The organism is Rhizobium sp. R634 (assembly GCF_002211305.1).
In the GTDB taxonomy this organism is placed as follows: Bacteria; Pseudomonadota; Alphaproteobacteria; order Rhizobiales; family Rhizobiaceae; genus Rhizobium.
Map to the genome: position 1 here is coordinate 209,074 of NZ_LOKW01000006.1, position 25,419 is coordinate 234,492.

Annotated in this window: 26 protein-coding genes; 20 read left to right on the forward strand and 6 right to left on the reverse strand. The window is 60.5% G+C overall.

Translation table 11 applies throughout. From position 1 onward, the window contains the following. The first annotated feature begins 25 nt into the window (after window positions 1-25). The 6 genes from ATY77_RS10565 to clpA all read left to right on the forward strand — a co-directional run bounded on the left by ATY77_RS10565 (window position 26) and on the right by clpA (window position 5,907). Window positions 26-811: an alpha/beta hydrolase gene (locus ATY77_RS10565; protein ID WP_088687271.1), complete on the forward strand. Its 786-nt coding sequence runs from the start codon at window positions 26-28 to the stop codon at window positions 809-811. Window positions 812-951: 140 nt separating this feature from the next. Further along, the gene (gene cysE / locus ATY77_RS10570) at window positions 952-1,785 is read left to right on the forward strand and encodes a serine O-acetyltransferase (protein ID WP_088674154.1); all 834 of its coding nucleotides are present in this window, start codon (window positions 952-954) and stop codon (window positions 1,783-1,785) included. 135 nt (window positions 1,786-1,920) lie between these two features. Further along, a complete protein-coding gene (locus tag ATY77_RS10575) occupies window positions 1,921-2,124 on the forward strand; it encodes a DUF3126 family protein (RefSeq protein WP_008526943.1) in 204 nt (67 codons plus the stop codon). Window positions 2,125-2,398: 274 nt separating this feature from the next. After that, the gene (locus ATY77_RS10580) at window positions 2,399-2,776 is read left to right on the forward strand and encodes a phasin family protein (protein WP_088687272.1); all 378 of its coding nucleotides are present in this window, start codon (window positions 2,399-2,401) and stop codon (window positions 2,774-2,776) included. 277 nt (window positions 2,777-3,053) lie between these two features. Beyond that, entirely contained in the window at window positions 3,054-3,407 is a 354-nt protein-coding gene (gene clpS / locus ATY77_RS10585; protein WP_008526939.1) for an ATP-dependent Clp protease adapter ClpS, read from the forward strand. 10 nt (window positions 3,408-3,417) lie between these two features. Then, window positions 3,418-5,907, forward strand: coding sequence for an ATP-dependent Clp protease ATP-binding subunit ClpA (clpA, locus tag ATY77_RS10590; protein WP_088687273.1), 2,490 nt, complete (start codon window positions 3,418-3,420; stop codon window positions 5,905-5,907). 95 nt (window positions 5,908-6,002) lie between these two features. Here the strand turns inward: clpA and aac(6') are convergent, their stop codons facing one another. From aac(6') to ATY77_RS10615, 5 genes are all read right to left on the reverse strand, one after another. Next, window positions 6,003-6,455, reverse strand: a complete 453-nt coding sequence (aac(6'), locus tag ATY77_RS10595) for an aminoglycoside 6'-N-acetyltransferase (RefSeq protein ID WP_190237620.1) — start codon at window positions 6,453-6,455, stop codon at window positions 6,003-6,005. A 77-nt stretch (window positions 6,456-6,532) separates the two neighbouring features. After that, window positions 6,533-6,964, reverse strand: a complete 432-nt coding sequence (locus tag ATY77_RS10600) for an HIT family protein (protein ID WP_088687275.1) — start codon at window positions 6,962-6,964, stop codon at window positions 6,533-6,535. 54 nt (window positions 6,965-7,018) lie between these two features. Further along, the gene (locus tag ATY77_RS10605) at window positions 7,019-8,209 is read right to left on the reverse strand and encodes a GNAT family N-acetyltransferase (RefSeq protein WP_088687276.1); all 1,191 of its coding nucleotides are present in this window, start codon (window positions 8,207-8,209) and stop codon (window positions 7,019-7,021) included. A 77-nt stretch (window positions 8,210-8,286) separates the two neighbouring features. Next, complete coding sequence (locus tag ATY77_RS10610; protein WP_088687277.1) at window positions 8,287-9,006, reverse strand: glycerophosphodiester phosphodiesterase; 720 nt, start codon at window positions 9,004-9,006, stop codon at window positions 8,287-8,289. Beyond that, a complete protein-coding gene (locus tag ATY77_RS10615; RefSeq protein WP_088687278.1) occupies window positions 9,003-9,473 on the reverse strand; it encodes a RidA family protein in 471 nt (156 codons plus the stop codon). Before ATY77_RS10615 ends, ATY77_RS10610 begins: the two co-directional genes overlap by 4 nt. A 136-nt stretch (window positions 9,474-9,609) precedes the next feature. Here ATY77_RS10615 and ATY77_RS10620 point away from each other — a divergent pair, with 136 nt between their 5' ends. The 14 genes from ATY77_RS10620 to lpxB all read left to right on the forward strand — a co-directional run bounded on the left by ATY77_RS10620 (window position 9,610) and on the right by lpxB (window position 23,973). Further along, window positions 9,610-10,446: a cell envelope integrity EipB family protein gene (locus tag ATY77_RS10620; RefSeq protein ID WP_088687279.1), complete on the forward strand. Its 837-nt coding sequence runs from the start codon at window positions 9,610-9,612 to the stop codon at window positions 10,444-10,446. Between the two features lie 304 nt (window positions 10,447-10,750). Further along, window positions 10,751-11,518, forward strand: a complete 768-nt coding sequence (gene rpsB, locus ATY77_RS10625) for a 30S ribosomal protein S2 (protein WP_008526906.1) — start codon at window positions 10,751-10,753, stop codon at window positions 11,516-11,518. A 240-nt stretch (window positions 11,519-11,758) separates the two neighbouring features. Further along, the gene (gene tsf / locus ATY77_RS10630; protein WP_088687280.1) at window positions 11,759-12,685 is read left to right on the forward strand and encodes a translation elongation factor Ts; all 927 of its coding nucleotides are present in this window, start codon (window positions 11,759-11,761) and stop codon (window positions 12,683-12,685) included. A 95-nt stretch (window positions 12,686-12,780) separates the two neighbouring features. Next, window positions 12,781-13,503, forward strand: a complete 723-nt coding sequence (gene pyrH / locus ATY77_RS10635) for a UMP kinase (RefSeq protein WP_088674143.1) — start codon at window positions 12,781-12,783, stop codon at window positions 13,501-13,503. Window positions 13,504-13,667: 164 nt separating this feature from the next. Next, the gene (frr, locus tag ATY77_RS10640) at window positions 13,668-14,228 is read left to right on the forward strand and encodes a ribosome recycling factor (protein ID WP_039619546.1); all 561 of its coding nucleotides are present in this window, start codon (window positions 13,668-13,670) and stop codon (window positions 14,226-14,228) included. Window positions 14,229-14,266: 38 nt separating this feature from the next. Beyond that, window positions 14,267-15,010 carry an isoprenyl transferase gene (locus ATY77_RS10645; RefSeq protein WP_088687281.1) on the forward strand — a complete coding sequence of 248 codons (744 nt, stop codon included), beginning with the start codon at window positions 14,267-14,269 and terminating at the stop codon, window positions 15,008-15,010. After that, window positions 15,010-15,840, forward strand: a complete 831-nt coding sequence (locus tag ATY77_RS10650; protein ID WP_088687282.1) for a phosphatidate cytidylyltransferase — start codon at window positions 15,010-15,012, stop codon at window positions 15,838-15,840. Before ATY77_RS10645 ends, ATY77_RS10650 begins: the two co-directional genes overlap by 1 nt. Window positions 15,841-15,868: 28 nt before the next feature. Further along, window positions 15,869-17,002, forward strand: coding sequence for an RIP metalloprotease RseP (rseP, locus tag ATY77_RS10655; RefSeq protein WP_088674140.1), 1,134 nt, complete (start codon window positions 15,869-15,871; stop codon window positions 17,000-17,002). 196 nt (window positions 17,003-17,198) lie between these two features. Continuing rightward, a complete protein-coding gene (gene bamA / locus ATY77_RS10660) occupies window positions 17,199-19,532 on the forward strand; it encodes an outer membrane protein assembly factor BamA (RefSeq protein ID WP_088674139.1) in 2,334 nt (777 codons plus the stop codon). A gap of 50 nt (window positions 19,533-19,582) precedes the next feature. Next, entirely contained in the window at window positions 19,583-20,647 is a 1,065-nt protein-coding gene (gene lpxD / locus ATY77_RS10665) for a UDP-3-O-(3-hydroxymyristoyl)glucosamine N-acyltransferase (protein ID WP_088674138.1), read from the forward strand. Further along, window positions 20,640-21,107 carry a 3-hydroxyacyl-ACP dehydratase FabZ gene (fabZ, locus tag ATY77_RS10670; RefSeq protein ID WP_088687283.1) on the forward strand — a complete coding sequence of 156 codons (468 nt, stop codon included), beginning with the start codon at window positions 20,640-20,642 and terminating at the stop codon, window positions 21,105-21,107. The genes lpxD and fabZ overlap by 8 nt, the downstream gene beginning before the upstream one ends. Continuing rightward, window positions 21,104-21,922 (forward strand): acyl-ACP--UDP-N-acetylglucosamine O-acyltransferase, encoded by an 819-nt coding sequence (gene lpxA / locus ATY77_RS10675; protein ID WP_088687284.1) that lies wholly within the window; start codon window positions 21,104-21,106, stop codon window positions 21,920-21,922. Before fabZ ends, lpxA begins: the two co-directional genes overlap by 4 nt. Window positions 21,923-21,925: 3 nt before the next feature. Next, window positions 21,926-22,807, forward strand: coding sequence for an LpxI family protein (locus ATY77_RS10680; protein WP_088687285.1), 882 nt, complete (start codon window positions 21,926-21,928; stop codon window positions 22,805-22,807). After that, entirely contained in the window at window positions 22,804-23,973 is a 1,170-nt protein-coding gene (gene lpxB, locus ATY77_RS10685) for a lipid-A-disaccharide synthase (RefSeq protein WP_088687286.1), read from the forward strand. The genes ATY77_RS10680 and lpxB overlap by 4 nt, the downstream gene beginning before the upstream one ends. A gap of 28 nt (window positions 23,974-24,001) precedes the next feature. On the opposite strand, the gene gltA is transcribed toward lpxB, so the two are convergent. Further along, on the reverse strand, window positions 24,002-25,291 hold the full coding sequence (gene gltA / locus ATY77_RS10690; protein ID WP_038688692.1) for a citrate synthase: 1,290 nt from the start codon (window positions 25,289-25,291) through the stop codon (window positions 24,002-24,004). Window positions 25,292-25,419 lie beyond the last annotated feature (128 nt).

A 25,419-nucleotide genomic window follows, 5' to 3' on the forward strand; every position in this document is an offset into this window, starting at 1 on the left:
TGGTCGCGCCAAAAAGGAAGACCCGATGAACCTGAACACGCCCGCCTTTTCAAGCTTCACCCATGATGGATTGAAACTTGCCTTTTTCGACGAAGGCGATCCGTCCGGCGTGCCTGTCTTGTTGATCCACGGTTTCGCCTCGACGGCGAACGTCAACTGGGTGCATCCGGGCTGGCTGAAGACGTTGGGGGATGCCGGCTATCGGGTGATCGCCATCGACAATCGCGGTCATGGCGCAAGCGACAAGCCGCACGACGCCGAAGCCTATCGCCCCTGGGTCATGGCCGGCGACGCGATCGCCTTGCTCGATCATCTCGGCATCCCGGAGGCCAATATCATGGGCTATTCGATGGGCGCGCGCATTTCGGTCTTTACGGCGCTCGCCAATCCGCATCGTGTCCGGTCCCTTGTGCTCGGGGGCCTCGGCATCGGCATGACCGACGGCGTCGGCGACTGGGACCCGATCGCCGATGCGCTGCTTGCTCCCTCGCTCGACGAGGTGACGCATGCCCGCGGCCGGATGTTCCGCGCCTTCGCCGAGCAGACGAAGAGCGACCGCGTCGCCCTTGCCGTCTGCATTCGCGGCTCGCGTGATCTCGTCGCCCGATCGGACATGGGCAGGCTCGACATGCCCACTCTGATCGGCGTCGGCACGAAGGATGATATCGCCGGTTCGCCGCAGGAACTGGCGGCGCTGATGCCGAATGCCGAAGCGCTCGATATTCCCGGCCGCGATCATATGCTCGCCGTCGGCGACAAGGTTTTCAAACAGGCGGTGCTGGCCTTCTACGCAAAGGTCGCCGAGGGGTGACATCGCCGGTGACATGATCGTGATGGCGAACAGCCATGCTAAAAAACCATGGCGGCGGCACCCATTTATGTTATTGGCGTTTTCCTCTATATATTGGCATTCCGAAAACGGCATTCCTGTTGGCAGCAAGGAGAGCGGCGATGGTCGCAAAGACAGACATTCGTGCTTTTGAGGCTGGCCATCCCTTGAAGGTGATGGATCCCATCTGGGACAGCCTGCGGGAGGAAGCACGGATCGCGGCCGAAAACGACCCGGTTCTCGCCGCCTTCCTGTATTCGACTGTCATCAACTACCGTTCGCTCGAGGAATGCGTCATCCATCGCATCTGCGAACGTCTCGATCATCCCGATATGCAGGCAAACCTGCTTCGCCAGACCTTCGAGGAAATGCTCCTCGACTGGCCGGAGTGGAGCTCCATCCTGCGCGTCGATATCCAGGCCGTCTACGACCGCGATCCCGCCTGCCTGCGCTTCATGGAGGCGGTGCTCTATTTCAAGGGTTTCCATGCGCTGCAGACGCACCGTCTGGCTCATTGGCTGCTGAACCGCGGCCGGCGCGATTTCGCGCTTTATCTGCAAAGCCGCTCCTCCAGCGTCTTCCAGACCGACATCAATCCGGCGGCGCGTATCGGCAAGGGCATCTTCCTCGATCATGCGACGGGCCTCGTCGTCGGTGAGACGGCGGTCATCGGCGACAACGTCTCGATCCTGCATGGCGTCACGCTCGGCGGCACGGGCAAGGAAGGCGCCGACCGCCACCCGAAGATCGGCAGCGGCGTCATGATCGGCGCCGGCGCGAAGATCCTCGGCAATATCGAGATCGGCTATTGCTCGCGCGTTGCCGCCGGTTCCGTCGTGCTCAAGGCGGTGCCGCCGAAGAAGACGGTCGCAGGCGTTCCGGCCAAGGTCGTCGGCGAAGCTGGTTGTTCCGAGCCGTCGCGCAACATGGACCAGGTGATCGGCGCCGATATCTGAGCGCCATTGGAAAAGGAATAGGAAGTCGGCGGAACCGGGCGGGGACAGACCACGCCAAGTGGCAACCTTGCCTTTACACCGCTGCTTTTCCTGTGCAAGAAGCGGCCAATCAAGACCGCTTACGGAGATGACAGAGTGAAGCCAGAAGAAATCAAGAAGCTCGACGCCTATTTCAAACGTACGCTCAACCCGCAGATCGTCGTCAAGGCGCGTCCGCGCAAGAATGATTCTGCGGAAGTTTATCTCGGCGAAGAATTTCTGGGCGTCGTCTACGTCGATGATGAGGACGGTGACCGCTCCTACAACTTTTCGATGGCCATTCTCGACGTCGATCTTTAATCGCGTTCGAAAGCTTCAAGAAGGCCGGGCGGCGCGATCCGCCCGGCCTTTTTTCGTTTTTTTGCCCTCGAGTGAAAATTTATTTAAAGCCTCCGGTTGTGGCATTCTGATATATATTAGCAAAATCAATTAAAGACGTACGTGCCCCGGCGCGCAGGCTTTGTTTTATAATTGTCATGCAACTTTTTAGTGTTTTGCATCGCACAAGACTACTTGACTATTTGTGCGTTGCAGCTACCCTGCCGCCACCCCAATAGCCCAACGGAGGACGGTCATGTTCAACTTCGACGATGCCAATAGGAAGAGCAAGGAAGCCGTCGATACGGCGCTGAGAACCTATTCCGACACGGCGAGGGGCTTTCAGGCGATCGCCACCGAAGCCGCCGAATATTCGAAAAAGTCCTTTCAGGACGCGGTGACGCACTTCGAAACGCTGGCCGGCGCCAAGAGCTTCGAGGCCGCTTTCGAATTGCAGACAAGCTACGTCAAGTCCGCCTATGAAAGCTTCGTCTCCGAAACGACGAAGCTCGGCGAAATGTATGCCGATCTCGCGAAATCTGCCTACAAACCCTATGAGGCGCCGATCGCTGCTGCTGCCGCCGCCGTCAAGTCGCCGAAATCGCCGCAGCCGGCGACGCCCGCTGCCGCGTGATGCAGATTCAGTAGCGCAACCTCCGCTACATATTGAAAAACGAAGACCGGCTACGCATCTGTAGCCGGTCTTTTTTTGTTTCCACTTTCATTGCTGCGTCCGCCAGAGATCGGCCGGGGACTTTTTTAGTCTTTCCCGTGCATGCCGGCATTTCTTGATTGCAGTGTCTGACAGGGGGCTTAAAATCGGCCCATTATGAACTAAGTTAGTGTTTCAGATATTCGGCGGGAAAAGCACCCTCCCATGCTCTGCCGGATTGATCGAGGAATGAATGACAATGATCGCAAAGCCGATCCGGATGCAGAACGACAGCGAAAGGAACGGGGACAACGGAAATCGCGGAACCTCGGTCATCACGCGCACCAAGCCGAAGACCAAGAAGCCCAACCTCTACCGCGTACTGCTTTTGAATGACGACTACACTCCCATGGAATTCGTCATTCATATTCTGGAGCGTTTTTTTCAGAAGGATCGTGAAAGTGCCACCCGCATCATGCTGCATGTCCACAACCACGGCGTCGGCGAATGCGGAATATTCACATACGAGGTAGCGGAAACGAAGGTCAGCCAGGTGATGGACTTCGCCCGGCAGCACCAGCATCCGCTGCAATGCGTCATGGAAAAGAAGTGAGGATCTCAACGTGCCAACATTTTCGCCTAGCTTAGAGAAGGCGCTCCATCAGGCACTGACCTTTGCCAACGAGCGGCATCATGAATATGCCACGCTCGAGCATCTGCTGCTTGCCCTGATCGACGATGCCGATGCGGCCGCGGTCATGGGCGCCTGCAATGTCGATCTCGACGCGCTGCGCAAGACGCTCGTCGAATATGTCGATAACGAACTTTCCAACCTGATCACCGGATATGACGAGGATTCGAAACCAACCTCCGGTTTCCAGCGTGTCATCCAGCGCGCCGTCATCCACGTGCAGTCTTCCGGCCGCGAGGAAGTGACCGGCGCCAACGTGCTCGTCGCGATCTTTGCCGAGCGCGAGAGCCATGCCGCCTATTTCCTGCAGGAGCAGGAGATGACCCGCTACGATGCGGTCAACTATATCTCCCACGGCATCGGCAAGCGGCCGGGCGCTTCGGACTCTCGTCCGCCGCGCGGCGCCGAGGAAGAATCGGAAAGCAAGCCGACGGCACGCGGCGGCGAGGAAGAGGGCGGACCCAAGAAGCAGCAGGATGCGCTCAAGGCCTATTGCGTCAATCTCAATGAGAAAGCCAAGGGCGGGAAGATCGATCCGCTGATTGGCCGTCACGCCGAGGTGAGCCGCACCATTCAGATTCTGTGCCGCCGTTCGAAGAACAATCCGCTCTACGTCGGTGATCCGGGTGTCGGCAAGACGGCGATCGCCGAAGGTCTCGCCAAGCGCATCGTCGAAGGCAAGGTTCCCGAAGCGCTCGCCGATGCGACGATCTTCTCGCTCGACATGGGCACGCTGCTTGCCGGCACGCGCTACCGCGGCGATTTCGAAGAGCGTCTGAAGCAGGTCGTCAAGGAACTGGAAGAATATCCGGGCGCCGTGCTCTTCATCGACGAAATCCACACCGTCATCGGTGCGGGTGCGACGTCGGGCGGCGCCATGGATGCATCCAACCTCTTGAAGCCGGCTCTTTCGTCCGGTGCGATCCGCTGCATCGGTTCGACCACCTACAAGGAATACCGTCAGTTCTTCGAGAAGGACCGGGCGCTGGTCCGTCGCTTCCAGAAGATCGACGTCAGCGAACCGTCGATCAATGATGCGATCGAGATCATGAAGGGCCTGAAGCCCTATTTCGAAGAATATCACCATCTGCGCTACTCGAACGACGCCATTAAGTCGGCCGTCGAGTTGTCGGCTCGTTATATCTCCGACCGCAAGCTGCCAGACAAGGCGATCGACGTGATCGACGAAACGGGTGCGGCCCAGATGCTGCTGCCGCCCTCCAAGCGCCGCAAGCTCATCACCGAAAAGGAGATCGAGGCGACGATCGCCACGATGGCGCGCATTCCGCCGAAGACCGTCTCCAAGGACGATGAAGCCGTGCTTGCCAATCTCGAGCAGGAACTGCGCTCGGTCGTCTACGGCCAGGATATCGCGATCGAAGCCCTTTCGACCTCGATCAAGCTGGCGCGTGCCGGTCTTCGCGAGCCGAACAAGCCGATCGGCGCCTATGTCTTCTCCGGCCCGACCGGTGTGGGCAAGACCGAAGTGGCAAAGCAGCTTGCTTCGTCGCTCGGCGTCGAGCTCCTGCGCTTCGACATGTCGGAATATATGGAGCGGCACACCGTTTCCCGTCTGCTCGGCGCACCTCCCGGCTATGTTGGCTTCGATCAGGGCGGTCTTCTCACAGATGGCGTCGATCAGCATCCGCATTGCGTGGTCCTGCTCGACGAAATTGAGAAGGCCCATCCCGACATCTACAACATCCTGTTGCAGGTCATGGACCACGGCACGCTGACCGACCATAACGGCAAGAAGATCGACTTCCGCAACGTCATCCTGATCATGACGACGAATGCGGGCGCGTCCGAAATGGCCAAGGCCGCGATCGGCTTCGGTTCGTCCAAGCGCACCGGCGAGGACGAGGAGGCGCTCACCCGTCTCTTCACGCCGGAGTTCCGCAACCGTCTAGACGCGATCATTCCCTTCGCGGCGCTGCCGACGGCCGTCATCCACAAGGTCGTGCAGAAGTTCATCATGCAGCTGGAGGCCCAGCTTTCCGAAAGGAACGTCACCTTCGACCTGCACGAGGACGCGATCGCCTGGCTGTCCGAAAAGGGTTACGACGAGAAGATGGGCGCCCGCCCGCTTGCCCGCGTCATCCAGGACACCATCAAGAAGCCGCTTGCCAACGAAATCCTCTTCGGCAAGCTGAAGAAGGGCGGCGTCGTCAACGTCACCGTCGGTCCGAAGGAAGACGGCAAGCCGGGTATCGTGCTGGAGGCCATACCGGATACGGCCCCGATCAAGCCGAAGCCGGAGGCCGAGGTCGCGCATCCCGAAGCCGATGACGAGGACGACGGCGAACTGAAGACGAAGACGGCTCGCAAGACCCGCGCCAAGACCGTCCCGCGGGCCGAGCCGGAGGTCCGCGACGCTCCGAAAAAGGGTAGCGCGGTTCCGAAGGTTCCGCGCAAGAAGTGAGATACGTCACCGAATTGGAAAGGGCCGGGTTTTCCCCGGCCCTTAACTGCGTGTAAGTTTGCGACCGGCCATCCTCGCGGAAGGGCAACACCGGCCTACAGAGGCTTTCGGAAGAACACGACGCGCTGTGTCTCCTTAAATCCCAATGCGGCATGCATCGCATGGCTGGCTGAATTCTCAAGCAGCGCGTCTGAGCCAAACTCAACACACCCAAGCGACTTCCCCCAATCAGCAACAACATTGCAAAGCAATCGTGCGATGCCCTTTCGTCTGTCGATGGACCGGACATAAATTCCTTCGAGGAACAGAACGGGCGAGCTGCTGCATCCATTCACGTAATCATGCCGCAAAGTGGCTTCGGCAAACCCGACGGCTTCATTCGCAGCATTGCGAGCGATGAACGCAATGGCTTCTCCATTTTCTGAAAGAAACGCCCGGTTCAACTCGGCTCGATGATCTTCAAGCGAGTGATGCGGCCATAGCGCAGCGCGAAGCTGCGCCCAGGGCTCGACATCTTTTATCGTCGCAATCTCGATAATCGATTCCATATTGCGGTTCCCTTCTGGCCGCAAAAATCGTGACGGGTCGGTGCGCAGAAAGCTTCTTGTTAAGGCGATGAACGGCCTTACGCCAGCGCGGCCCTGATCTTTTCGGCATTGGCAGCGAGCACGGCGCCATCCTCCATCTTGCCGGAATGCGGCTTGAGCGCCACGCCCTCATGGCGAGGGATGACGTGGAAATGCAGGTGGAACACCGTCTGCCCGGCGGCCGGTTCGTTGAACTGGGCGACGAACACGCCGTCGGCGTCAAAGACGTCCTGGACCGCATTGGCGACCTTTTGGACGACTGTGATCGCATGGGCGAGGGTGGCGGGATCGGCGTCGAGGATATTGCGGGAAGGCGCCTTCGGAACGACGAGCACATGGCCCGGCGCCTGCGGCATGACATCCATGAAGGCGACCGTATGCTGATCTTCATAGATACGGTGCGAGGGGATCTCTCCGCGCAGGATCTTGGCGAAGATGTTGTTATCGTCATAGGCGGCCGATCTGGTCATCGCGAAATCTCCTCGTTTTCTGCTTGATCGGGTAGCGCGGTCGGCGGGGCCGCGTCAATCCTCCTGCAGGCGCTCGCCCTTGCGGAAGGGGCTGTGCTCGCTCAAGATCTCGCCCATGTGCTCGACATCGGCCCGCTCGCGCGCGAGATAGTCGCCGATCGCCCGGCGAAGGCCGGCATGGGCGACATAATGGGCGGAATGCGTCGTCACCGGCAGGTAGCCGCGGGCGAGCTTATGTTCACCCTGCGCGCCGGCTTCGACCCGCTTCAGCCCTTTCGAAAGGGCGAAGTCGATCGCCTGGTGGTAGCAGACCTCGAAATGCAGGAAGGGATGATCCTCGATGCAGCCCCAGTGACGGCCGTAGAGCGTTTCGCCGCCGATGAAGTTGATCGCGCCGGCGATATAACGCCCGTCACGTTTGGCCATGACGAGCAGGATGTCGTCGGCCATGCGCTCGCCGATCAGCGAATAGAACTTGCGGGTGAGGTAGGGCCGGCCCCATTTGCGGCCGCCGGTGTCCATATAGAATTTGAAGAACTGGTCCCAGATGCGTTCCGTCAGGTCTTTCCCGGTCAGCCAGTCGATGCTGATGCCGTTTTCGAGCGCGGCGCGGCGCTCCTTGCGCAAGGCCTTGCGTTTGCGCGAGGCAAGCGTTTCGAGAAATTCCTCGTGATTGGCATAGCCGTCATTGATGAAATGGAACTGCTGATCTGTACGATGCAGATAGCCGTCCATCTCGAAGACGCCGATCTCGTCATCGGGCACGAAAGTGACATGGGCCGAGGAGATGCCGAGCCGGCGCACGACCTCCTTCAGGCTTTCGGCGATGGCGCTCTGGATCGGCAACCGCTGCAGCCCCTCGGCGACGAGAAGGCGAGGCCCGGTCGCGGGCGTGAACGGGATCGAGCACTGAAGCTTCGGGTAATACCGCCCGCCGGCCCGCTCGAAGGCGTCGGCCCAGCCATGGTCGAAGACATATTCGCCCTGGCTGTGGCTCTTGAGATAGCTGGGCAGGGCGCCGATCAGTTCGCCGCGATCGGTCTCGAGCAGCAGATGGTGCCCGAGCCAGCCGGCTTCGGCAGTGGCCGAACCTGATTCCTCCAGCGCCGACAAAAAGGCGTGGGAAACGAACGGGTTATAGGCAAGCGTACTGCAGGCCTTCGACGCCCCGGAAAGCTTGGACCAGCTCTCCGGGGAAATCGCGGTGAAGGAGCGTTCTACACGAATGGATAGTTCATCAGTCATGGGGCAAATGCGAAGCCTGTGGGGAGATGGTTCGGCTCTGCCTCAGTCTGCGCATGATCTTGGCCAAAAAGCGAGCGTCAAACCGCCACACGCGGGTCGAAGCCCTCGAAGGTCATCTGATCGGCATTTTCGAACGTGCGCCGGCGTGCCTCTTCGTCGCGCACCGTCCAGGTGATCACGGGAATGCCCTTCTCGCGTTCGCCTGTGATGAAGGCGTTCGGCAGATCGCCATAATAAAAGGAGATGAAATCGAGACCCATCTCCATTGCCGCGGCATGCGTCTTGATCTCTTCCGGCGTATTGCCGTTGGCGGTCAGTCCGAGCGGGTAGGGTGCATCGAGCGCCTTCAGATCGCGCAGCAACCAGTGGTCGAAGCTCATCAGCGCGACCTGGCCCTCATAGTCCTGAAGCACTTCGAGCACGGCTTCGGCAAATCCCTCGTCATCGGCCTCGCGGCCCTTGAGTTCCAGCACCAGCGGCACCTTCCCCTGGACGAGATCGAGGAGCTGACGGAGCGTCGGTATCTTGTCGCTCGTGCCGCCGACGGCGATCAGCCCAAGTTCCCTCGATGTGCGCTCGCGAACGTCGCCGTTGAGATTGCACAGGCGCTTCAGATCCTCGTCGTGAAAGATGATCGGCACGCCGTCGGAGGCGTAGTGCAGGTCGCATTCGATCGCAAAGCCGGCTTCGACGGCGCGCGAGAAGGCCGAAAGCGTGTTTTCCCAGACGTGCTTGTTGAGGTCGTGATAGCCGCGATGGGCGACCGGCGCGTCCTTGATCCAGGCCGCATTCGTCATTCGGCGATTTCCATGATAGCATCGATCTCGACGGCGGCGTTCAGCGGCAGGGCTGCCATGCCGACGGCGGCACGCGCATGTTTGCCCGCCTCGCCGAGCACGCCGGCAATCAGGTTCGACGCGCCGTTGATGACGAGATGCTGCTCGACGAAATCAGCCGCCGAGGCGACGAAGCCGTTCAGCTTGATGACGCGCCGGATGCGGCCGAGATCGCCGCCAAGTGCCGCCTTCGCCTGGGCGAGGATGTTGACGGCGCAGAGTTCGGCGGCGCGCTGGCCGCCCGCAACGTCGACCGTCTTGCCGAGATGGCCGGATACGGCGACCTTGCCGCCTTCGAGCGGCAGCTGGCCGGAGATGTAGAGAAGATTGCCGCTGATGACATAGGGAACGTAGTTTGCGGCAGGGGCTGCGGCTTCGGGCAGGTTTATCCCCATCTCACTGAGGCGCGCTGCGATTTCATTGGACATTTTCGTCTCCGCTTTTGTTGTCAATGTTTCAAAAATTATGCATCAAGACTAGAATCTTTAATATGACAGCTTCGAGCCTCGATTTGGCCGAAAGAGTTCATATAACATTGCGGCCGAGTCCAACAGGAGTGAATGAATGTTCCGATCGTCGCTTGCCGCTCTGCTTCTCGCCAGCGTTTCCGCCAATGCATGGGCGGGCGCGCCTGCGGCGAGCGCGGCGATAGCGACCGGCCTCGTCGCCCATCGCGCCGTCTACGATCTGGAGCTGAAGGACGCCTCGGACCGCTCGGGCATCGCCGCCATGTACGGCCGGATGGTCTATGAATTCGACGGCAACTATTGCCAGGGCTTCACCACCAATTTCCGCTTCGTGACGCAGATCGATACCGGCGACAGCGTGCGCGTCAGCGACCAGCAGACGAAGACCTTCGAGAACCTGAAGGACGGCAAATTCACCTTCGATACCAAGTCCTTCACCGACCAGCAGCTCGACAAGGAGGTCAACGGCGCGGCCGAAGATCGGCCGGATGGAGTCAAGGTCGATCTGAAGCAGCCGGCAAGTCGCGAGCTCCAGCTGGCCGAAAGCCGCTTTCCCACGGAACATATGCTGGATGTGATCCAGAATGCCAAGGACGGCAAGCGCTTCTTCGAAGCCCGCGTCTTCGATGGTTCCGATGACGGCGATAAGTCGCTGGTGACGACGACGATCGTCGGCAAGCAGGAAACACCGGTGACCGACGAGGCCGATGCCGGCAACGCCGGCGCCTTCTCCAAGACCGCCTTTTGGCCGGTGACGATCGCCTATTTCAACGAAAATGCCAAAACCGATGCGGTGCCGGTCTATCGCATGTCCTTCAAGCTTTATGAGAACGGCATTACCCGCGATCTGACCATGGATTACGGCGATTTCGTCCTGACGGGAAAGCTCGCCAAGCTCGAGCTGCTCGACCGCAAGGCAGAACCTTGCAACTGAGCCGTCTGCGGCTGTCATAGATCCATCTCGCAGCGGCATTCGCGGCGCCGGATGTTTCCTGCATTCGTCATCTCCCCATTTTGCGTGACGGGCGCGTGGGCGAATGCGGGGCGCTTTCTCAGTACAATATTCCAAACGGAATGTTTTGCTTGCATTTATGCCGAACGGAATGTATGGGCACCGGCATTCCACACGTAAGGCATGGGATCGTCCGGGAGAAATCCGGATCGTTCCGCCCGGTGGCATCTTCGAAGAGGATGCTGTTCGCCTTGCGGAGGTTCAACCGGAAAAGGAGTATAAAGGCATGGCATTGCCTGATTTTTCTATGCGCCAGCTTCTTGAAGCAGGCGTTCACTTCGGCCACCAGACGCATCGCTGGAACCCGAAGATGAAGCCGTACATCTTCGGCGACCGTAACAACATTCACATCATCGACCTAGCCCAGACCGTTCCGATGCTGTCGCGCGCCCTTCAGGTCGTCAGCGACACAGTTGCCCGCGGCGGCCGCGTTCTCTTCGTCGGCACCAAGCGCCAGGCGTCGGAGATCATCGCCGACAGCGCCAAGCGTTCGGCCCAGTACTACGTCAACTCGCGCTGGCTCGGCGGCATGATGACGAACTGGAAGACGATCTCCAACTCGATCCAGCGCCTGCGCAAGCTCGACGAGATCCTCGGCGGCGAAGCCCAGGGCTTCACCAAGAAGGAACGTCTGAACCTCGAGCGCGAGCGTGAAAAGCTCGACAAGGCTCTCGGCGGTATCCGCGATATGGGCGGCACCCCCGACCTGATGTTCATCATCGACACCAACAAGGAAAAGATCGCGATCGACGAAGCCAAGCGCCTCGGCATCCCGGTTGTCGCCATCATCGATTCGAACTGCGATCCTGACCTGATCGACTATCCGATCCCGGGCAACGACGACGCATCGCGCGCAATCGCTCTTTACTGCGAGCTGATCTCCCGCGCCGCCATCGACGGCATCGCGCGTCAGCAGAGCTCGTCCGGCCGCGATCTCGGCGCCTCCTCCGAAGTTCCGGTCGAGCCGGCTCTCGAAGAAGCAGCCGAAGGCTGATCAAAGTAGGCGGAACGAAAGTTCCGCCAAAGCTTTTAGGGATTGGGGAAGGCCGCTCGCGACTCATCGAAGTTCGGCGGCCTTGCCTGTTTCAGGGCAAAGGCTTCAGGCTCTTTGCCAGATAAGTTTCGCTGTGACGCGTCTTCATCACGCTGTCATAGATACAGGTACATTTCGTGCGTCAATCCGGTGCCGCGCCGCGCTTAGCGGCCCACCGTGTGAACCGACAAGAGGAAGCTAATGAGCGAGATTACGGCTGCAATGGTGAAGGAACTGCGCGAGAAGACCGGCGCAGGCATGATGGACTGCAAGAAGGCTCTTGCTGAAACCAATGGCGACATGGAAGCGGCGATCGACTGGCTGCGCGCCAAGGGTATCGCTAAGGCCGATAAGAAGTCCGGCCGCACCGCCGCAGAAGGCCTCATCGGTGTTTCGAGCGCAGGCACGAAGGCCGTCGTCGTCGAAGTCAACTCCGAAACCGACTTCGTCGCCCGCAACGACGCCTTCCAGGATCTCGTCCGCGGCGTCGCCAAGGTCGCCGTTGCGACTGACGGCACGGTCGATTCTATTGCTGCGGCGACCTATCCGGCATCCGGCAAGTCCGTTTCCGACACGATCAAGGATGCGGTTGCAACGATCGGCGAGAACATGAACCTTCGCCGTGCGGCCGCGCTCTCCGTCGAAGACGGCGTCGTCGCCACCTATATCCACAATGCCGTTTCCGACGGCCTCGGCAAGCTCGGCGTTCTCGTCGCCCTGAAGTCGACCGGTGACAAGGAAGCCCTGAATGCCATCGGCCGCCAGGTCGCCATGCACATCGCCGCGACTGCGCCGCTGGCGATCCGTCCGGAGGAAGTCGATGCCGCCGTCGCCGAGCGCGAGCGCAACGTCTTCATCGAGCAGTCGCGCGCTTCCGGCAAGCCGGACAACATCATCGAGAAGATGGTCGAAGGCCGCATGCGCAAGTTCTTCGAGGAAGTCGCCCTTCTTTCGCAGGCTTTCGTCATCAACCCCGACCTGACCGTCGCAGCCGCCGTCAAGGAAGCTGAAAAGGCCGTCGGCGCGCCGATCGAAGTTGCCGGCATGGCCCGTCTTCTCCTCGGCGAAGGCGTCGAAAAGGAAGAGACCGATTTCGCAGCCGAAGTCGCGGCTGCCGTCAAGGGTTGATCTTTCAGCCATAATTGGGAAAACGCCAGGGCATCGCGTGACAACGCGGTGCCCTTCGTGTATCGGGCATTCACGGCAATTTACGAGGAGCCAAGATGTCTTTAGAGCCTGTCTATAAACGCGTTCTGCTCAAGGCTTCCGGCGAAGCGCTCATGGGTAGCCAGGGTTTCGGGATCGATGTCGCGGTGGCGGACCGCATCGCATCTGACATCGCCGAGGCAAGGCATATGGGCGTGGAAGTCGGCGTCGTCGTCGGTGGCGGCAATATTTTCCGCGGGGTTGCGGTGGCGTCCAAGGGCGGCGACCGGGTCACCGGCGACCATATGGGCATGCTCGGCACCATCATCAATGCGCTGGCGCTCGCGACGTCGCTGCGCAAGCTGAACATCGATACGGTGGTGCTTTCGGCAATCTCCATGCCGGAGATCTGCGAGAGCTTTTCCCAGCGCGCGACCCTCTATCATCTGTCGATGGGACGCGTGGTGATTTTTGCCGGCGGCACCGGCAACCCGTTCTTCACCACCGATTCCGCCGCGGCACTCCGCGCCGCCGAAATGGGCGCACAAGCGATCTTCAAGGGCACGCAGGTGGACGGCATCTACACCGCCGATCCGAAGAAATATCCCGACGCCACCCGCTTCGACCGCCTGACGCACCAGGAAGTGCTGGACAAGGGGCTTGCGGTGATGGACGTTGCCGCCGTGGCGCTCGCCAGGGAGAATTCCATTCCGATCATCGTCTTCTCGATCCACGAGAAAGGCGGTTTTGCTGAAATCTTGACGGGCGGTGGCCTCAAGACCATCGTCTCCGACAACTGATAAAAGCTGCGCCGCCTTTTGGCGCAGTCTCGCTAGAGCATGATGGTTCGGGTCCGGTTGGCCTGAAATCCGATTCATGGTCTACATTAGATAGTTAGAGAGCATGAAGCCGTCCGAAAGCCGCGGACACCTTTCGGCATCATGCTTTGGACGGGAGCATCGACATGAGTGAAGGTATCGACATCAAGGAACTGAAGCGCCGCATGGATGGCGCGGTTTCCGCATTCAAGAGCGACATCGCATCGCTGCGCACCGGCCGCGCTTCGGCCAACATTCTCGATCCGGTGACGATCGAGGCCTATGGTTCGCGCGTGCCGCTGAACCAGGTCGCAAACATCACCGTGCCCGAGCCGCGCATGCTCACGGTTTCCGTGTGGGACAAGTCGATGGTCAGCGCCGTCGAGCGCGGCATCCGCGAATCCAATCTCGGCCTCAACCCGATCGTTGACGGCCAAAGCCTGCGTATCCCGCTGCCCGAGCTCAACGAGGAGCGCCGCAAGTCGCTCGTCAAGGTGGCTCACGATTACGCCGAAAAGAGCAAGGTGGCGATTCGTCATGTCCGCCGCGATGGCATGGACGGTCTTAAAAAGGCCGAGAAGGACGGCGCAATCGGTCAGGACGAGAGCAGGGCGCAGTCCGAACGTGTACAGAAGATGACGGACGAGACGATTTCCGAGATCGACCGCTTGCTTGGCGAGAAGGAAAAGGAAATCATGCAGGTCTAAGGGGATCTGTGCCTTTGCCTGGAAAGACCGGACGGGAAATGTCGGAATCTGTATTTGTAACTGTGCCAGAGCATGTTGCCATCATCATGGACGGCAATGGTCGTTGGGCCAAGCAGCGCGGCCTGCCGCGCACTATGGGCCATCGAAAGGGTGTTGAAGCGGTGCGCGAGACGGTGCGCGCGGCCGGCGCCGCCGGCATAAAATATCTGACCCTCTTCGCCTTCTCCTCGGAGAACTGGCGCCGGCCGGAGGCGGAGGTCTCGGATCTGCTCGGTCTGCTCAAGGCCTTCATCCGCCGCGACCTCGCCGAACTTCATCGCCAAAACGTGCGGGTCAAGGTGATCGGCGACCGTCACAGCCTGCGCAGCGATATCCTCGGCCTGCTTCTCGAGGCGGAGGAGACGACCAAGGACAACACATCGCTGACTTTGGTCATCGCCTTCAATTACGGCTCGCGTGACGAAATCTCTCGCGCCGTGGTGAGCCTGGCAAAAGACGTCGAAGCTGGCCGCCTGAGGGCGCAGGACATCACCCCCACGCTTATCGATGCCCGTCTCGACACTGCTGGTATCCCCGATCCGGATCTCATCATTCGCACGAGCGGCGAGGAGCGGCTTTCCAATTTCCTGCTCTGGCAGGCCGCCTATTCGGAATTCGTCTTCCTTCCGGAATATTGGCCGGACTTCAGCCCCGAAATCTTTCGTTCGGCGCTCGAGAAATTCGCTTCCCGCGACCGGCGTTTCGGCGGCGTGTCGTCGCAAGCAGCTGCGGTCGGCACCTGATGCAGCGGGAACTGAAACTCCGCATCGTTTCAGGACTGATTCTCGCGGTGGTCGTTCTTGCCGCCACCTGGTACGGCGGTCCTGCCTTCCGCATTCTGGCAGCCGTGATCGGCCTGCTGATCTATTATGAGTGGACGAAAATAACTGGCATCGCGCGTGACTGGGTCGCCAATGCCGTCGGCTGGGTCGGCGAAGCGGCAATCGCCTTCCTCGTGCTCGTCGGCAATTTCGAATTCGCCACCGGCATGCTGGTCGGCGTCACCGCCGTCGGTATCGCCCTCATCATCCTGCACGGCACGAGCCGCTGGTTTCCGGCAGGCCTGTTTTATGCCGGCGCCACCGGCGTGGCGCTCGCCGCGATCAGAGGCGACGATCAGCCGGGGCTCTACGCCATGCTCTTCGTCTTCGCCGTCGTCTGGGCGACCGATATCCTTGCCTATTTCGTCGGCAGGACGCTTCGCGGACCGAAGCTTGCCCCCTCGATCTCGCCTGGAAAGACATGGTCGGGTGCAATCGGCGGCGCCGTTTCGGCAGTCGCAGCAGGCGTCCTTCTCGTCCATTTTCTTGTTCCCGGCGCTGAAATCATCGCTGCCGGCGTGGCCCTCGTTCTGTCGGTCTGCAGCCAGTCGGGCGATCTTTTCGAATCCTTCATCAAGCGAAAATTCGGCGTCAAGGATTCCAGCCGTCTCATTCCAGGCCACGGCGGCGTCATGGACCGGGTCGACGGGCTGATTTTTGCCTGCTTTTCGGCGTTCTTGCTTGCTGGGCTATTTTCCCTGATAAAGGGGAATGGGATGACGTCGCTTGGTGCGGCGTTGTTCGGCCTGTGATGAAGCGGCAGCCTGACGGAAGGAACTCATGGAAGCGGTGACCGGCATATTCGGATTTTTGACGGGTTATATCGTCCCTTTCATCCTCGTGCTCTCGCTGCTCGTCTTCGTGCATGAGATGGGCCACTATCTCGTCGGGCGCTGGAGCGGCATCCGCATCCTCGCCTTTTCGGTCGGCTTCGGTCCCGAGATATTCGGCTTTACCGACCGGCACGGAACACGCTGGAAGATTTCAGTGATTCCTCTCGGCGGTTATGTCCGGTTCTTTGGCGATGAGGATGCCTCCAGCAAGCCTGATACCGACAAGCTCGCCGCCATGTCCGAGGAGGATAGGGCGCGTTCTTTTGCCGGCGCAAAGCTGTGGAAACGTGCCGCAACCGTCGCGGCCGGCCCGATCGCCAACTTTCTGCTGGCGATCGCCATTTTCACCGTTCTTTTCGCGGTCTATGGCCGCACGGTCGCCGATCCTGTCGTGGCCGAGGTCAAGCCGGATAGCGCGGCCGCCGCAGCGGGCATCCTCCCCGGCGATCTGCTGGTTGCCATTGACGGCGGCAAGGTCGAGACCTTCGACGATGTGCGCCGCTACGTCAGCATCCGCCCGAGCCAGAAGATCGTCGTAACGATCGATCGCGGCGGCCAGACACTCGATCTGCCGATGGTGCCGCAACGGACCGATATGACCGACCAGTTCGGCAACAAGATCGAAGTGGGTCTGATCGGCATCGTCACCAACCAGGAGGTCGGCCACTTCCGCCTGCAGACCTACACGCCGCTTCAGGCGCTGCGCGAGGGCGTGATCCAGACCCGGGACATCGTCACCGGCACCTTCAAATATATCGGCAATCTGCTGACCGGATCGATGCGGGCCGACCAACTGGGCGGGCCGATCCGAGTCGCACAAGCTTCGGGCCAGATGGCCACGCTTGGTATTGGTGCGGTGTTGCAGCTTGCTGCCGTACTTTCGGTTTCGATAGGATTGCTTAACCTGATGCCGGTTCCGGTACTTGATGGCGGCCACCTGATGTTCTATGCGGTGGAAGCGGTGAGGGGGAAACCCCTGGGCTCCGGTGCTCAGGAAATTGCATTTCGCATCGGTTTGGCGATGGTACTGACATTGATGGTTTTTGCGACCTGGAACGACATTAGCGCGCTGATAGGATAAACGCGCAAGGCGAGGGAATTACTATTTATTTACGATGTTTCAAGGCTGTAGTGGCGAATGGGTCACGCTTGGAAATGAAGTAAACAGAAATTAACGACCTCCCTTGCTTGTATGTCAAAAGCGGGTAAAACGACACACGTGACCGGAATCGGGGTTTCCCGGGGACGGGGACGAGGGAAAAAAGGTAATAGGTGAAATGAAGGCTGGTTCAAAGTTTTTGAACGCAGTATCGGCGGTTGCGCTGTCTGCTGGTGTTGTTGCTTCGGGCGCAGGTGCTGTGACGTTCGTTTCTGCTACGGCCGCCGAGGCCGCGGTTATCCAGCGCATCGATGTGCGCGGTGCAAGCCGCGTCGGCGCGGAAGCCGTCCGCTCGAACCTCACCATCGCTCCCGGCAAGAGTTTTTCGAACACCGATATCGATGACTCGGTCAAGCAGCTCTACGGCACCGGCTACTTCTCGGACGTCAAGATCTCGGTCTCCGGAAGCACGCTCGTCGTCAACGTTCAGGAAGCCCAGCTCGTCAATCAGGTCGTCTTCAACGGCAACCGCAAGATCAAGGACGACAAGCTCGCGACGATCGTCCAGACGCATGCTGCCGGCCCCTACAGCGACACCCAGATCCAGTCCGACATCCAATCGATCAAGGATGCCTACGCCGCTACCGGCCGCAGCGAAGTCGAAGTGACGACGCAGGTGGTGCCGCTCGGCGAGGGCCGCGTCAACCTTGCCTTCGTCATCAACGAGGGTGACCGCACCAAGATCGACGCGATCAATTTCGTCGGCAACAATGCCTACAGCGCCGGCCGCCTGGCTGCCGTCATTCAGACCAAGCGTTCGAACTTCCTGTCGTTCCTGACCCGCAAGGACGTCTACAACGAAGACAAGCTCCACGCCGACGAGGAAGCGCTGCGCCAGTTCTATTACAACCGCGGCTACGCCGATATGCGCATCGTTTCTTCCGATGCCACCTTCGACGAAGCGACCAACAAATACACCCTGACCTTCAACATCGAAGAAGGCCAGCGCTACGATTTCGGAGCGGTGACCGTCCAGTCGACTGTCGAAGGCGTCGGCTCCGACCAGCTGCTGCCGCTCGTGCGCACGAAGGAAGGCCAGCTCTACAGCGCCAAGGAAGTGCAGAAGTCGATCGAAGCCATCTCCGATCAGGTGGCCTCTGCCGGTTATCCCTTCGCCCGCGTCACGCCGCGCGGCAACCGCGACCTGAACAACAACACGATCGGCGTCGAGTACCTGGTCGACCAGGGCGAGCGCGCCTATGTCGAGCGCATCGAAATCCGCGGCAACAGCCGCACCCGCGATTACGTCATCCGCCGCGAATTCGACATGAGCGAAGGCGACGCCTTCAATCAGCAGATGATCACCAAGGCCAAGCGCCGCCTCGAGGCGCTCGGTTACTTCTCCTCCGTCAACATCTCCACGCAGCCTGGCAGCTCGCCGGATCGCGTCGTGGTCGTCGTCGACGTGCAGGATCAGTCGACCGGTTCGTTCGGCGTCGGTGCAGGTTATGCCGCCGGTGGCGATGGTCTCCTGCTCGAAGCATCGATCGAGGAAAAGAACTTCCTCGGCCGTGGTCAGTACATCCGCATCTCGGCCGGTGGCGGCCAGGAAGGCTCGCGCGCCTACGGCGTCAGCTTCACCGAACCCTATTTCCTGGGCTACCGTCTGGCGGCCGGCTTCGACGTCAACCATAGCGAAACGTCGAGCAATGATGACTACGACTACGAGGAAACCAGCGTCGTCCTGCGCGTAACCGCGCCGATCACCGAGGATCTGGCGACGACCTTCCGCTATAACTACAAGCAGATGAAGTACGACGGCGATACAGCCGACCTTTCGGCCACGTACGCCAATCTGGTTGACGAGAGCCCGTGGACGCGTTCTTCCGTCTCGCAGACGCTGACCTACAACACGCTTGACGACACCGTCCTGCCGCGTGAAGGCATTTACGCGACGGCGACCCAGGAAATTGCCGGCCTCGGCGGCGACTCGCAGTTCTACAAGATCTATGGCAAGGCGCGTTATTATCACCTGCTCGCAGACGATGCCGATATCATCGGCTCGCTCTCCGCTTCGGCGGGCTATGTCGTCGGCTTCGGCGATAATCTGAACGTCTTCGACCAGTTCACCCTGACCAATGCCGATATTCGCGGCTTTGAAAACAAGGGCATCGGTCCGCGGATCACCGGCACCCACGATGACCCGCTCGGCGGCACGACCTATTTCACGGCGTCCGCGGAAGCGACCTTCCCGATGCCGGGCTTCCCGCGTGACTTCAACCTGCGCGGTGCAGTCTTCGCCGATGCCGGTACGCTGTTCGGCAATGACGTAGATCTTCTTGGTGCCGACCAGGCTGAAGGCACCAGCGCTTCGCTGCGCGCTTCCGTCGGTGTCGGCGTCGTCTGGCAGTCTCCCTTCGGCGCATTGCGTCTGGATTACGCAATCCCGGTCCTCAAGGAAGACTTCGACAAGACGCAGAACTTCAAGTTTGGCATCAACAACCAATTCTGATATCGGCAGTCCGGAACTGTAAGACTCAATTCCGTTCTGGAGCATTGCCGATGGAGCAAAACGTTTTTTTTCTGCCCCATGAAGGTCTGAGGCTCGCTGAGCTTGCAGAGTTTCTTGGGGCGGAACTTGCCAATTCCGATCATGCAGACGTCATCGTCAGGTCCGTGGCCCCGATCAGCAGGGCGCGGGCGGGCGATGTTTGCTATATTCTGTCGCGCCGCAGCCGCGAGGAATTTGCGACATGCGAGGCCTCGGCGGTGATCTGCGACAAGGCGCTCGTAGATCTCGTCCCTCCGCATCTTCCTGTCATTCTGTCATCCAATCCGCATGCGGCCTTCGCGATGGCCGGCGGTCTGTTCTATCCCGCGGCATTGCGTCCGGTCGTCATTCCGGGTGAAAGTGAGATCGCGCCGAGCGCGGTAATCGATCCAAGCGCCAAGCTTGAAAAGGGTGTGATCGTCGAGCCTTTGGCCGTGATCGGCGCGCATGCCGAAATCGGCGAAGGAACGCGCATCGGCGCCAACAGCGTCATCGGCCCGAACGTCAAGATCGGCCGGGATTGTTCGATCGCGGCCGGCGCGAGCGTTCTCTGTGCGCTGATCGGCAACGGCGTCATCATCCACAATGGTGTCCGCATCGGCCAGGATGGTTTCGGTTATGCGCCGGGCCCGCGCGGCATGATCAAGATCGTCCAGATCGGCCGGGTGATCATCCAGGACAATGTCGAGATCGGCGCCAATACCACCATCGACCGCGGTGCCATGGACGACACGGTGATCGGCGAAGGCACCAAGATCGACAATCAGGTGCAGATCGGCCACAACGTCCAGATGGGGCGCCATTGCGCCATCGTCGCGCAGGTCGGCATCGCCGGCAGTACCAAGATCGGCAACGGCGTGCAGATCGGCGGCCAGGCCGGCATCAAGGGACATGTGACCATCGGGGACGGCGTGCAGATCGCTGCCAAAAGCGGTATCATGACTGACCTTGCCGCCGGCGGACAATATGGCGGTGTACCGGCACGTCCGCTAAAAGACTATCTGAGAGAGGCTGCGCAACAGGTATCGAAGTCCAAGTTGCGCGGAAGGAACCCTGGAGGCAAGCAAGATGACTGAGGAAGCCACGACGACGCTTTCTTCGGCTGATATCACCGAGATCATGAAGCTGCTGCCGCATCGTTACCCGTTTCTCATGGTCGACAAGATCATCGAGATCGACGGCGACAACACGGCGATCGGCATCAAGAACGTCACGGTGAACGAACCGCATTTCACCGGCCATTTTCCGGAAGCGCCGATCATGCCTGGGGTTCTGCTGATCGAGGGCATGGCTCAGACGGCAGGCGCGATCTGCGCCAAGAAGGAAGGTCAGCCCGGCAACCTCGTCTACTTCATGACCATCGAAAATGCGCGCTTCCGCAAGCCCGTCGTGCCCGGCGACCGCGTCGAGTTCCACGTCAAGAAGCACAAGCAGCGCGGCAATATCTGGAAATTCCATTGCGACGCCAAGGTCGACGGCGCGCTCGTCGCCGAAGCCGATATCGGCGCGATGATCGTTCGTAAGGATCAGACATGAGCAATATCGCCGAAAGCGCCCGTATTCATCCGATGGCCGTCGTCGAAGACGGGGCTGTCATCGGTGAGGGCGTCAAAATCGGTCCTTTCTGCCATGTCGGGTCGCATGTCGTCCTGCATGCGAATGTCGAGCTTCTGACGCATGCGGTCGTCACCGGCCGGACCGTGATCGGCAAGGGTACGCGCATCTTCCCGATGGCCGTCGTCGGCGGCGATCCGCAGAGCGTGCATCATGGCGGCGAGGAGACGACGCTGACGGTCGGCGCCAATTGCACGATCCGTGAAGGCGTGACGATGAACACCGGCACGGCGGATTTTGGCGGCAAGACGACCGTCGGCGACAACAATCTTTTCCTCGCCAATTCCCACGTTGCGCACGACTGCCATGTCGGCAACAACGTGATCATGTCGAACAACGTCATGCTCGCCGGCCATGTCGTCATCGAGGATCGCGTCATCCTGGGCGGCGGCTCGGCGGTTCACCAGTTCACCCGCGTCGGCCGGCAAGCCTTCGTCGGCGGCCTGTCGGCGGTGAGCTACGATGTCATCCCCTATGGTATGCTGAACGGTAATCCCGGCCTGCTGAGCGGTCTCAATGTCGTCGGTATGACGCGGGCCGGCATCGACCGCGCCGTCATCCACAGGGTGCGCCGCGCCTATAAGGCGATCTTCGAAGGAACTGCCTCCGTCCGTGAAAATGCCGCCGCTATCCGCGAGGAATATGCCGATTGCGAGCAGGTGATGCAGATCCTCGATTTCATCGCTGCCGATAGCGATCGCGCCCTGTCCTCGCCGACCCGAGGGCAGAAGGGCTAGCCCGTGGCTTTACCAGGCGACACCGCGGCGGGCCGGCTGGCGATCATCGCCGGCGGCGGCCTTCTGCCTTCCTATGTTGCCGAAGCGGCGCGTGCGGCTGGCGAAAATCCCGTCATCGTCGCGCTCAAGGATGAAAGCGACCGTCGTTGGGAAGGCTATGATCACGCCGTCATCGGCATCGGCGATTTCGCGGCTCTCGACGGTCTCTTCAACCAGTATGGCGTCGGCCGCGTCGTCATGTCCGGCAGCGTGCGCCGCCGGCCGGAATGGCGTGAGGTGCGCCCGACGCTGCGCATCCTGATGAAGGTCCCGGCCACGATCCGTACGCTGCTCTCCGGCGGTGACGATACCGTTCTTCAGATGGTGATCCGGTTGATCGAGGGAAACGGCCGGCGCGTCGTCGGTGCCCATGAAATCGCCCCCGATCTTCTTGCTTCCGTCGGCCCCCTTGGTGCGGTGACACCGTCCGAGGAGGACCGGCGCGATATCGCCCGCGCTGCCGAAGCCGCCGAAATGCTCGGACGGCTCGATGTCGGGCAGGGCGCTATCAGCATCGGCGGCCGCATCGTCGCATTGGAGGGGCTCGAGGGCACGGACGGGATGCTGGAACGGGTCGCGGATCTCCGAACCGCCGGCCGTATTTCGCCGCGCCGCCGCGGCGCGCTCGTCAAGCTGTGCAAGCCGCAGCAGGATATCCGCGCCGACCTGCCGGCGATCGGGATTTCCACGGTCCTCAACGCAAAAAAAGCGGGTCTCGGTGGCATCGTCGTGGAGGCCGGCCGTTCTCTGGTGCTCGATCGCGCTGCCGTCATCAAGGCCGCCGATGAAGCCGGCCTGTTCGTCTGCGGTATCGATCGCGGCCTGCCGGCAGGGGGGCTCGAATGACCGGGACGCCGCTCAAGGTCGCCGTCATTGCCGGCGAAGTCTCCGGTGATCTGCTCGGCGCCGATCTCATCGCTGCCCTGAAGCGTATTCATCGCGGACCGGTGGAACTCGTCGGCGTCGGCGGCGAGGGGCTGCAGGCCGAAGGCTTGAGTTCCCTGTTCGATTTCTCCGAGCTGTCGATCATGGGCATCACCCAGGTGCTGAGCCGGCTGCCAAGACTGTTCGGATTGATCCGCCAGACGGCGGCTGATATCATCGAGGCCAGGCCGGATATTCTGCTCATCATCGACAGCCCGGATTTCACCCATCGCGTCGCCAAGCGTGTCCGCACCGCGCTGCCCGATCTGCCCGTCGTCAATTATGTCTGTCCCAGCGTCTGGGCCTGGAAGGAATATCGTGCGACGCGCATGCTCGGCTATGTCGACCATGTGCTCGCCATTTTGCCCTTTGAGCCGGCGGTTATGCGCGCGCTCGGCGGACCGGCAACGACCTATGTGGGGCATCGCCTGACTGCCGATCCTGCGCTGCTGGAAACCAGGCGCCTGCGCGCCGGCAGGCAGCCCGGTAACGGCACGATCCTGCTTCTTCCGGGCTCGCGTTCCTCAGAAATAAAGAAGCTTCTGCCCTATTTCGAGGCTGCCGCAAACGAGCTTGCGGCCCGCAACGGGCCGATGCGCTTCATTCTGCCGACGGTGACGCACAAGCAGGCGCTTGTCCGGGAAATGACGGCCGGATGGGCCGCAAAGCCGGAGATTGTCGTTGGCGCGGAAGCGAAATGGAAGGCCTTCGCTGAAGCCGATGCGGCCATGGCGGCGTCCGGAACTGTCATACTCGAACTGGCGCTTGCCGATGTTCCCGTCGTTTCCGCCTATAAGGTCGATTGGATCATGCGCATGCTGACATCGAGTATCAAGACCTGGACCGGCGCCCTGCCGAACCTGATTGCCGATTATGCGGTCGTACCGGAGTATCTGAACGATGTCGTTCGCGGCGCAAGCCTCGCACGCTGGATGGAAAGGCTGTCGGCCGACACCTATCAGCTCAAGGCGATGAAGGAGGGCTACGAGCTCATGTGGCAGCGGATGCAGACGGAAAGACCGCCGGGAGAGCACGCGGCGCAGATATTGCTCGACGTTCTCGCCAATAAAAAACCCGGCCATCTCTGACCGGGTTTTCTTTTGTCTTGTTCAGCCTTCAGCGCTTCGAAACCGGGATATAATCGCGCTTCGGTTCGCCGACATAGAGCTGGCGCGGACGGCCGATGCGCTGCTCCGGATCCTCGATCATTTCGTTCCACTGCGCGATCCAGCCGACGGTGCGGGCGAGCGCGAAGAGCACGGTGAACATGGTCGTGGGGAAGCCCAGCGCCTTCAGCGTGATGCCGGAGTAGAAGTCGATATTCGGATAGAGCTTCTTCTCGATGAAATATTCGTCGGTGAGCGCGATGCGCTCCAGCTCCATCGCCACTTCGAGCAGCGGATCGTCCTTGATGCCGAGCTCGCCGAGCACTTCATGCGTCGTCTTCTGCATGATCTTGGCGCGCGGATCGTAGTTCTTATAGACGCGGTGACCGAAGCCCATCAGGCGGAACGGATCGTTCTTGTCCTTGGCGCGGGCAATATACTCAGGAATGTGGTCGACCGTGCCTATCTCTGTCAGCATGTTGAGCGCTGCTTCGTTGGCGCCGCCGTGGGCGGGCCCCCAGAGGCAGGCGATGCCTGCAGCGATGCAGGCGAACGGGTTGGCACCCGACGAGCCGGCGAGGCGGACGGTCGAGGTCGAAGCGTTCTGTTCGTGATCGGCATGCAGGATGAAGATGCGGTCCATGGCGCGGGAAAGCACCGGATTGACCACATATTCCTCGCAAGGAACGGCAAAGCACATGCGCAGGAAGTTCGACGCATAGTCGAGGTCGTTCTTCGGGTAAACGAAGGGCTGGCCGATATGGTACTTGTAGGCCATGGCGGCCAGCGTCGGCATCTTGGCGATCATGCGCAGGCTGGCGACCATGCGCTGGTGCGGATCGGTGATGTCGGTCGAGTCGTGATAGAAGGCCGACAGCGCGCCGACGCAGCCGCACATGACGGCCATCGGATGCGCATCGCGGCGGAAGCCGGTGAAGAAGCGGCTCATCTGCTCATGCACCATCGTGTGGTGCGTGACGCGATAATCGAAATCCTTCTTCTGCGCAGCCGTCGGCAGTTCGCCGTAGAGAAGCAGATAGCAGACCTCAAGGAAGTCGCCGTGTTCTGCGAGCTGCTCGATCGGATAGCCGCGATGCAGCAGAACGCCCTCATCGCCATCGATGTAGGTGATTTTCGATTCACAGGATGCGGTCGAGGTGAAACCCGGATCGTACGTGAAGGAGGCAGTGTTCTTGTAGAGAGCACCGATATCGATGACGCTCGGGCCGATCGTGCCGCTTTTGACGGCGAGGTCGACTGATTTGTCACCGATTTTTATTGTAGCGCTTTGATCCGTCATACTGATCCTCCGAAATGTCGGTGGCGCCACAAAAGCGCCATAGGGGTTAAGCGTCCTCACCGATAGCTATATGATCGCGAAGCTAATGCCAAGTTACCGTGACGCCATTTTGTGCGTTGCGGCATCAC

Bases quoted from the DNA above. Each gene is read 5' to 3' on its own strand.
- ATY77_RS10610 (WP_088687277.1), bottom strand. From the start codon at position 9,006: ATGACGAATGCGGCCTGGATCAAGGACGCGCCGGTCGCCCATCGCGGC.
- ATY77_RS10615 (WP_088687278.1), bottom strand. From the start codon at position 9,473: ATGTCCAATGAAATCGCAGCGCGCCTCAGTGAGATGGGGATAAACCTG.
- ATY77_RS10600 (WP_088687275.1), bottom strand. From the start codon at position 6,964: ATGACCAGATCGGCCGCCTATGACGATAACAACATCTTCGCCAAGATC.
- ATY77_RS10645 (WP_088687281.1), top strand. From the start codon at position 14,267: ATGTCGGAATCTGTATTTGTAACTGTGCCAGAGCATGTTGCCATCATC.
- ATY77_RS10605 (WP_088687276.1), bottom strand. From the start codon at position 8,209: ATGACTGATGAACTATCCATTCGTGTAGAACGCTCCTTCACCGCGATT.
- lpxB (WP_088687286.1), top strand. From the start codon at position 22,804: ATGACCGGGACGCCGCTCAAGGTCGCCGTCATTGCCGGCGAAGTCTCC.
- ATY77_RS10565 (WP_088687271.1), top strand. From the start codon at position 26: ATGAACCTGAACACGCCCGCCTTTTCAAGCTTCACCCATGATGGATTG.
- fabZ (WP_088687283.1), top strand. From the start codon at position 20,640: ATGACTGAGGAAGCCACGACGACGCTTTCTTCGGCTGATATCACCGAG.
- lpxA (WP_088687284.1), top strand. From the start codon at position 21,104: ATGAGCAATATCGCCGAAAGCGCCCGTATTCATCCGATGGCCGTCGTC.
- bamA (WP_088674139.1), top strand. From the start codon at position 17,199: ATGAAGGCTGGTTCAAAGTTTTTGAACGCAGTATCGGCGGTTGCGCTG.
- pyrH (WP_088674143.1), top strand. From the start codon at position 12,781: ATGTCTTTAGAGCCTGTCTATAAACGCGTTCTGCTCAAGGCTTCCGGC.
- ATY77_RS10580 (WP_088687272.1), top strand. From the start codon at position 2,399: ATGTTCAACTTCGACGATGCCAATAGGAAGAGCAAGGAAGCCGTCGAT.
- frr (WP_039619546.1), top strand. From the start codon at position 13,668: ATGAGTGAAGGTATCGACATCAAGGAACTGAAGCGCCGCATGGATGGC.
- ATY77_RS10650 (WP_088687282.1), top strand. From the start codon at position 15,010: ATGCAGCGGGAACTGAAACTCCGCATCGTTTCAGGACTGATTCTCGCG.
- rseP (WP_088674140.1), top strand. From the start codon at position 15,869: ATGGAAGCGGTGACCGGCATATTCGGATTTTTGACGGGTTATATCGTC.
- rpsB (WP_008526906.1), top strand. From the start codon at position 10,751: ATGGCATTGCCTGATTTTTCTATGCGCCAGCTTCTTGAAGCAGGCGTT.
- cysE (WP_088674154.1), top strand. From the start codon at position 952: ATGGTCGCAAAGACAGACATTCGTGCTTTTGAGGCTGGCCATCCCTTG.
- clpS (WP_008526939.1), top strand. From the start codon at position 3,054: ATGATCGCAAAGCCGATCCGGATGCAGAACGACAGCGAAAGGAACGGG.
- gltA (WP_038688692.1), bottom strand. From the start codon at position 25,291: ATGACGGATCAAAGCGCTACAATAAAAATCGGTGACAAATCAGTCGAC.
- ATY77_RS10620 (WP_088687279.1), top strand. From the start codon at position 9,610: ATGTTCCGATCGTCGCTTGCCGCTCTGCTTCTCGCCAGCGTTTCCGCC.
- lpxD (WP_088674138.1), top strand. From the start codon at position 19,583: ATGGAGCAAAACGTTTTTTTTCTGCCCCATGAAGGTCTGAGGCTCGCT.
- tsf (WP_088687280.1), top strand. From the start codon at position 11,759: ATGAGCGAGATTACGGCTGCAATGGTGAAGGAACTGCGCGAGAAGACC.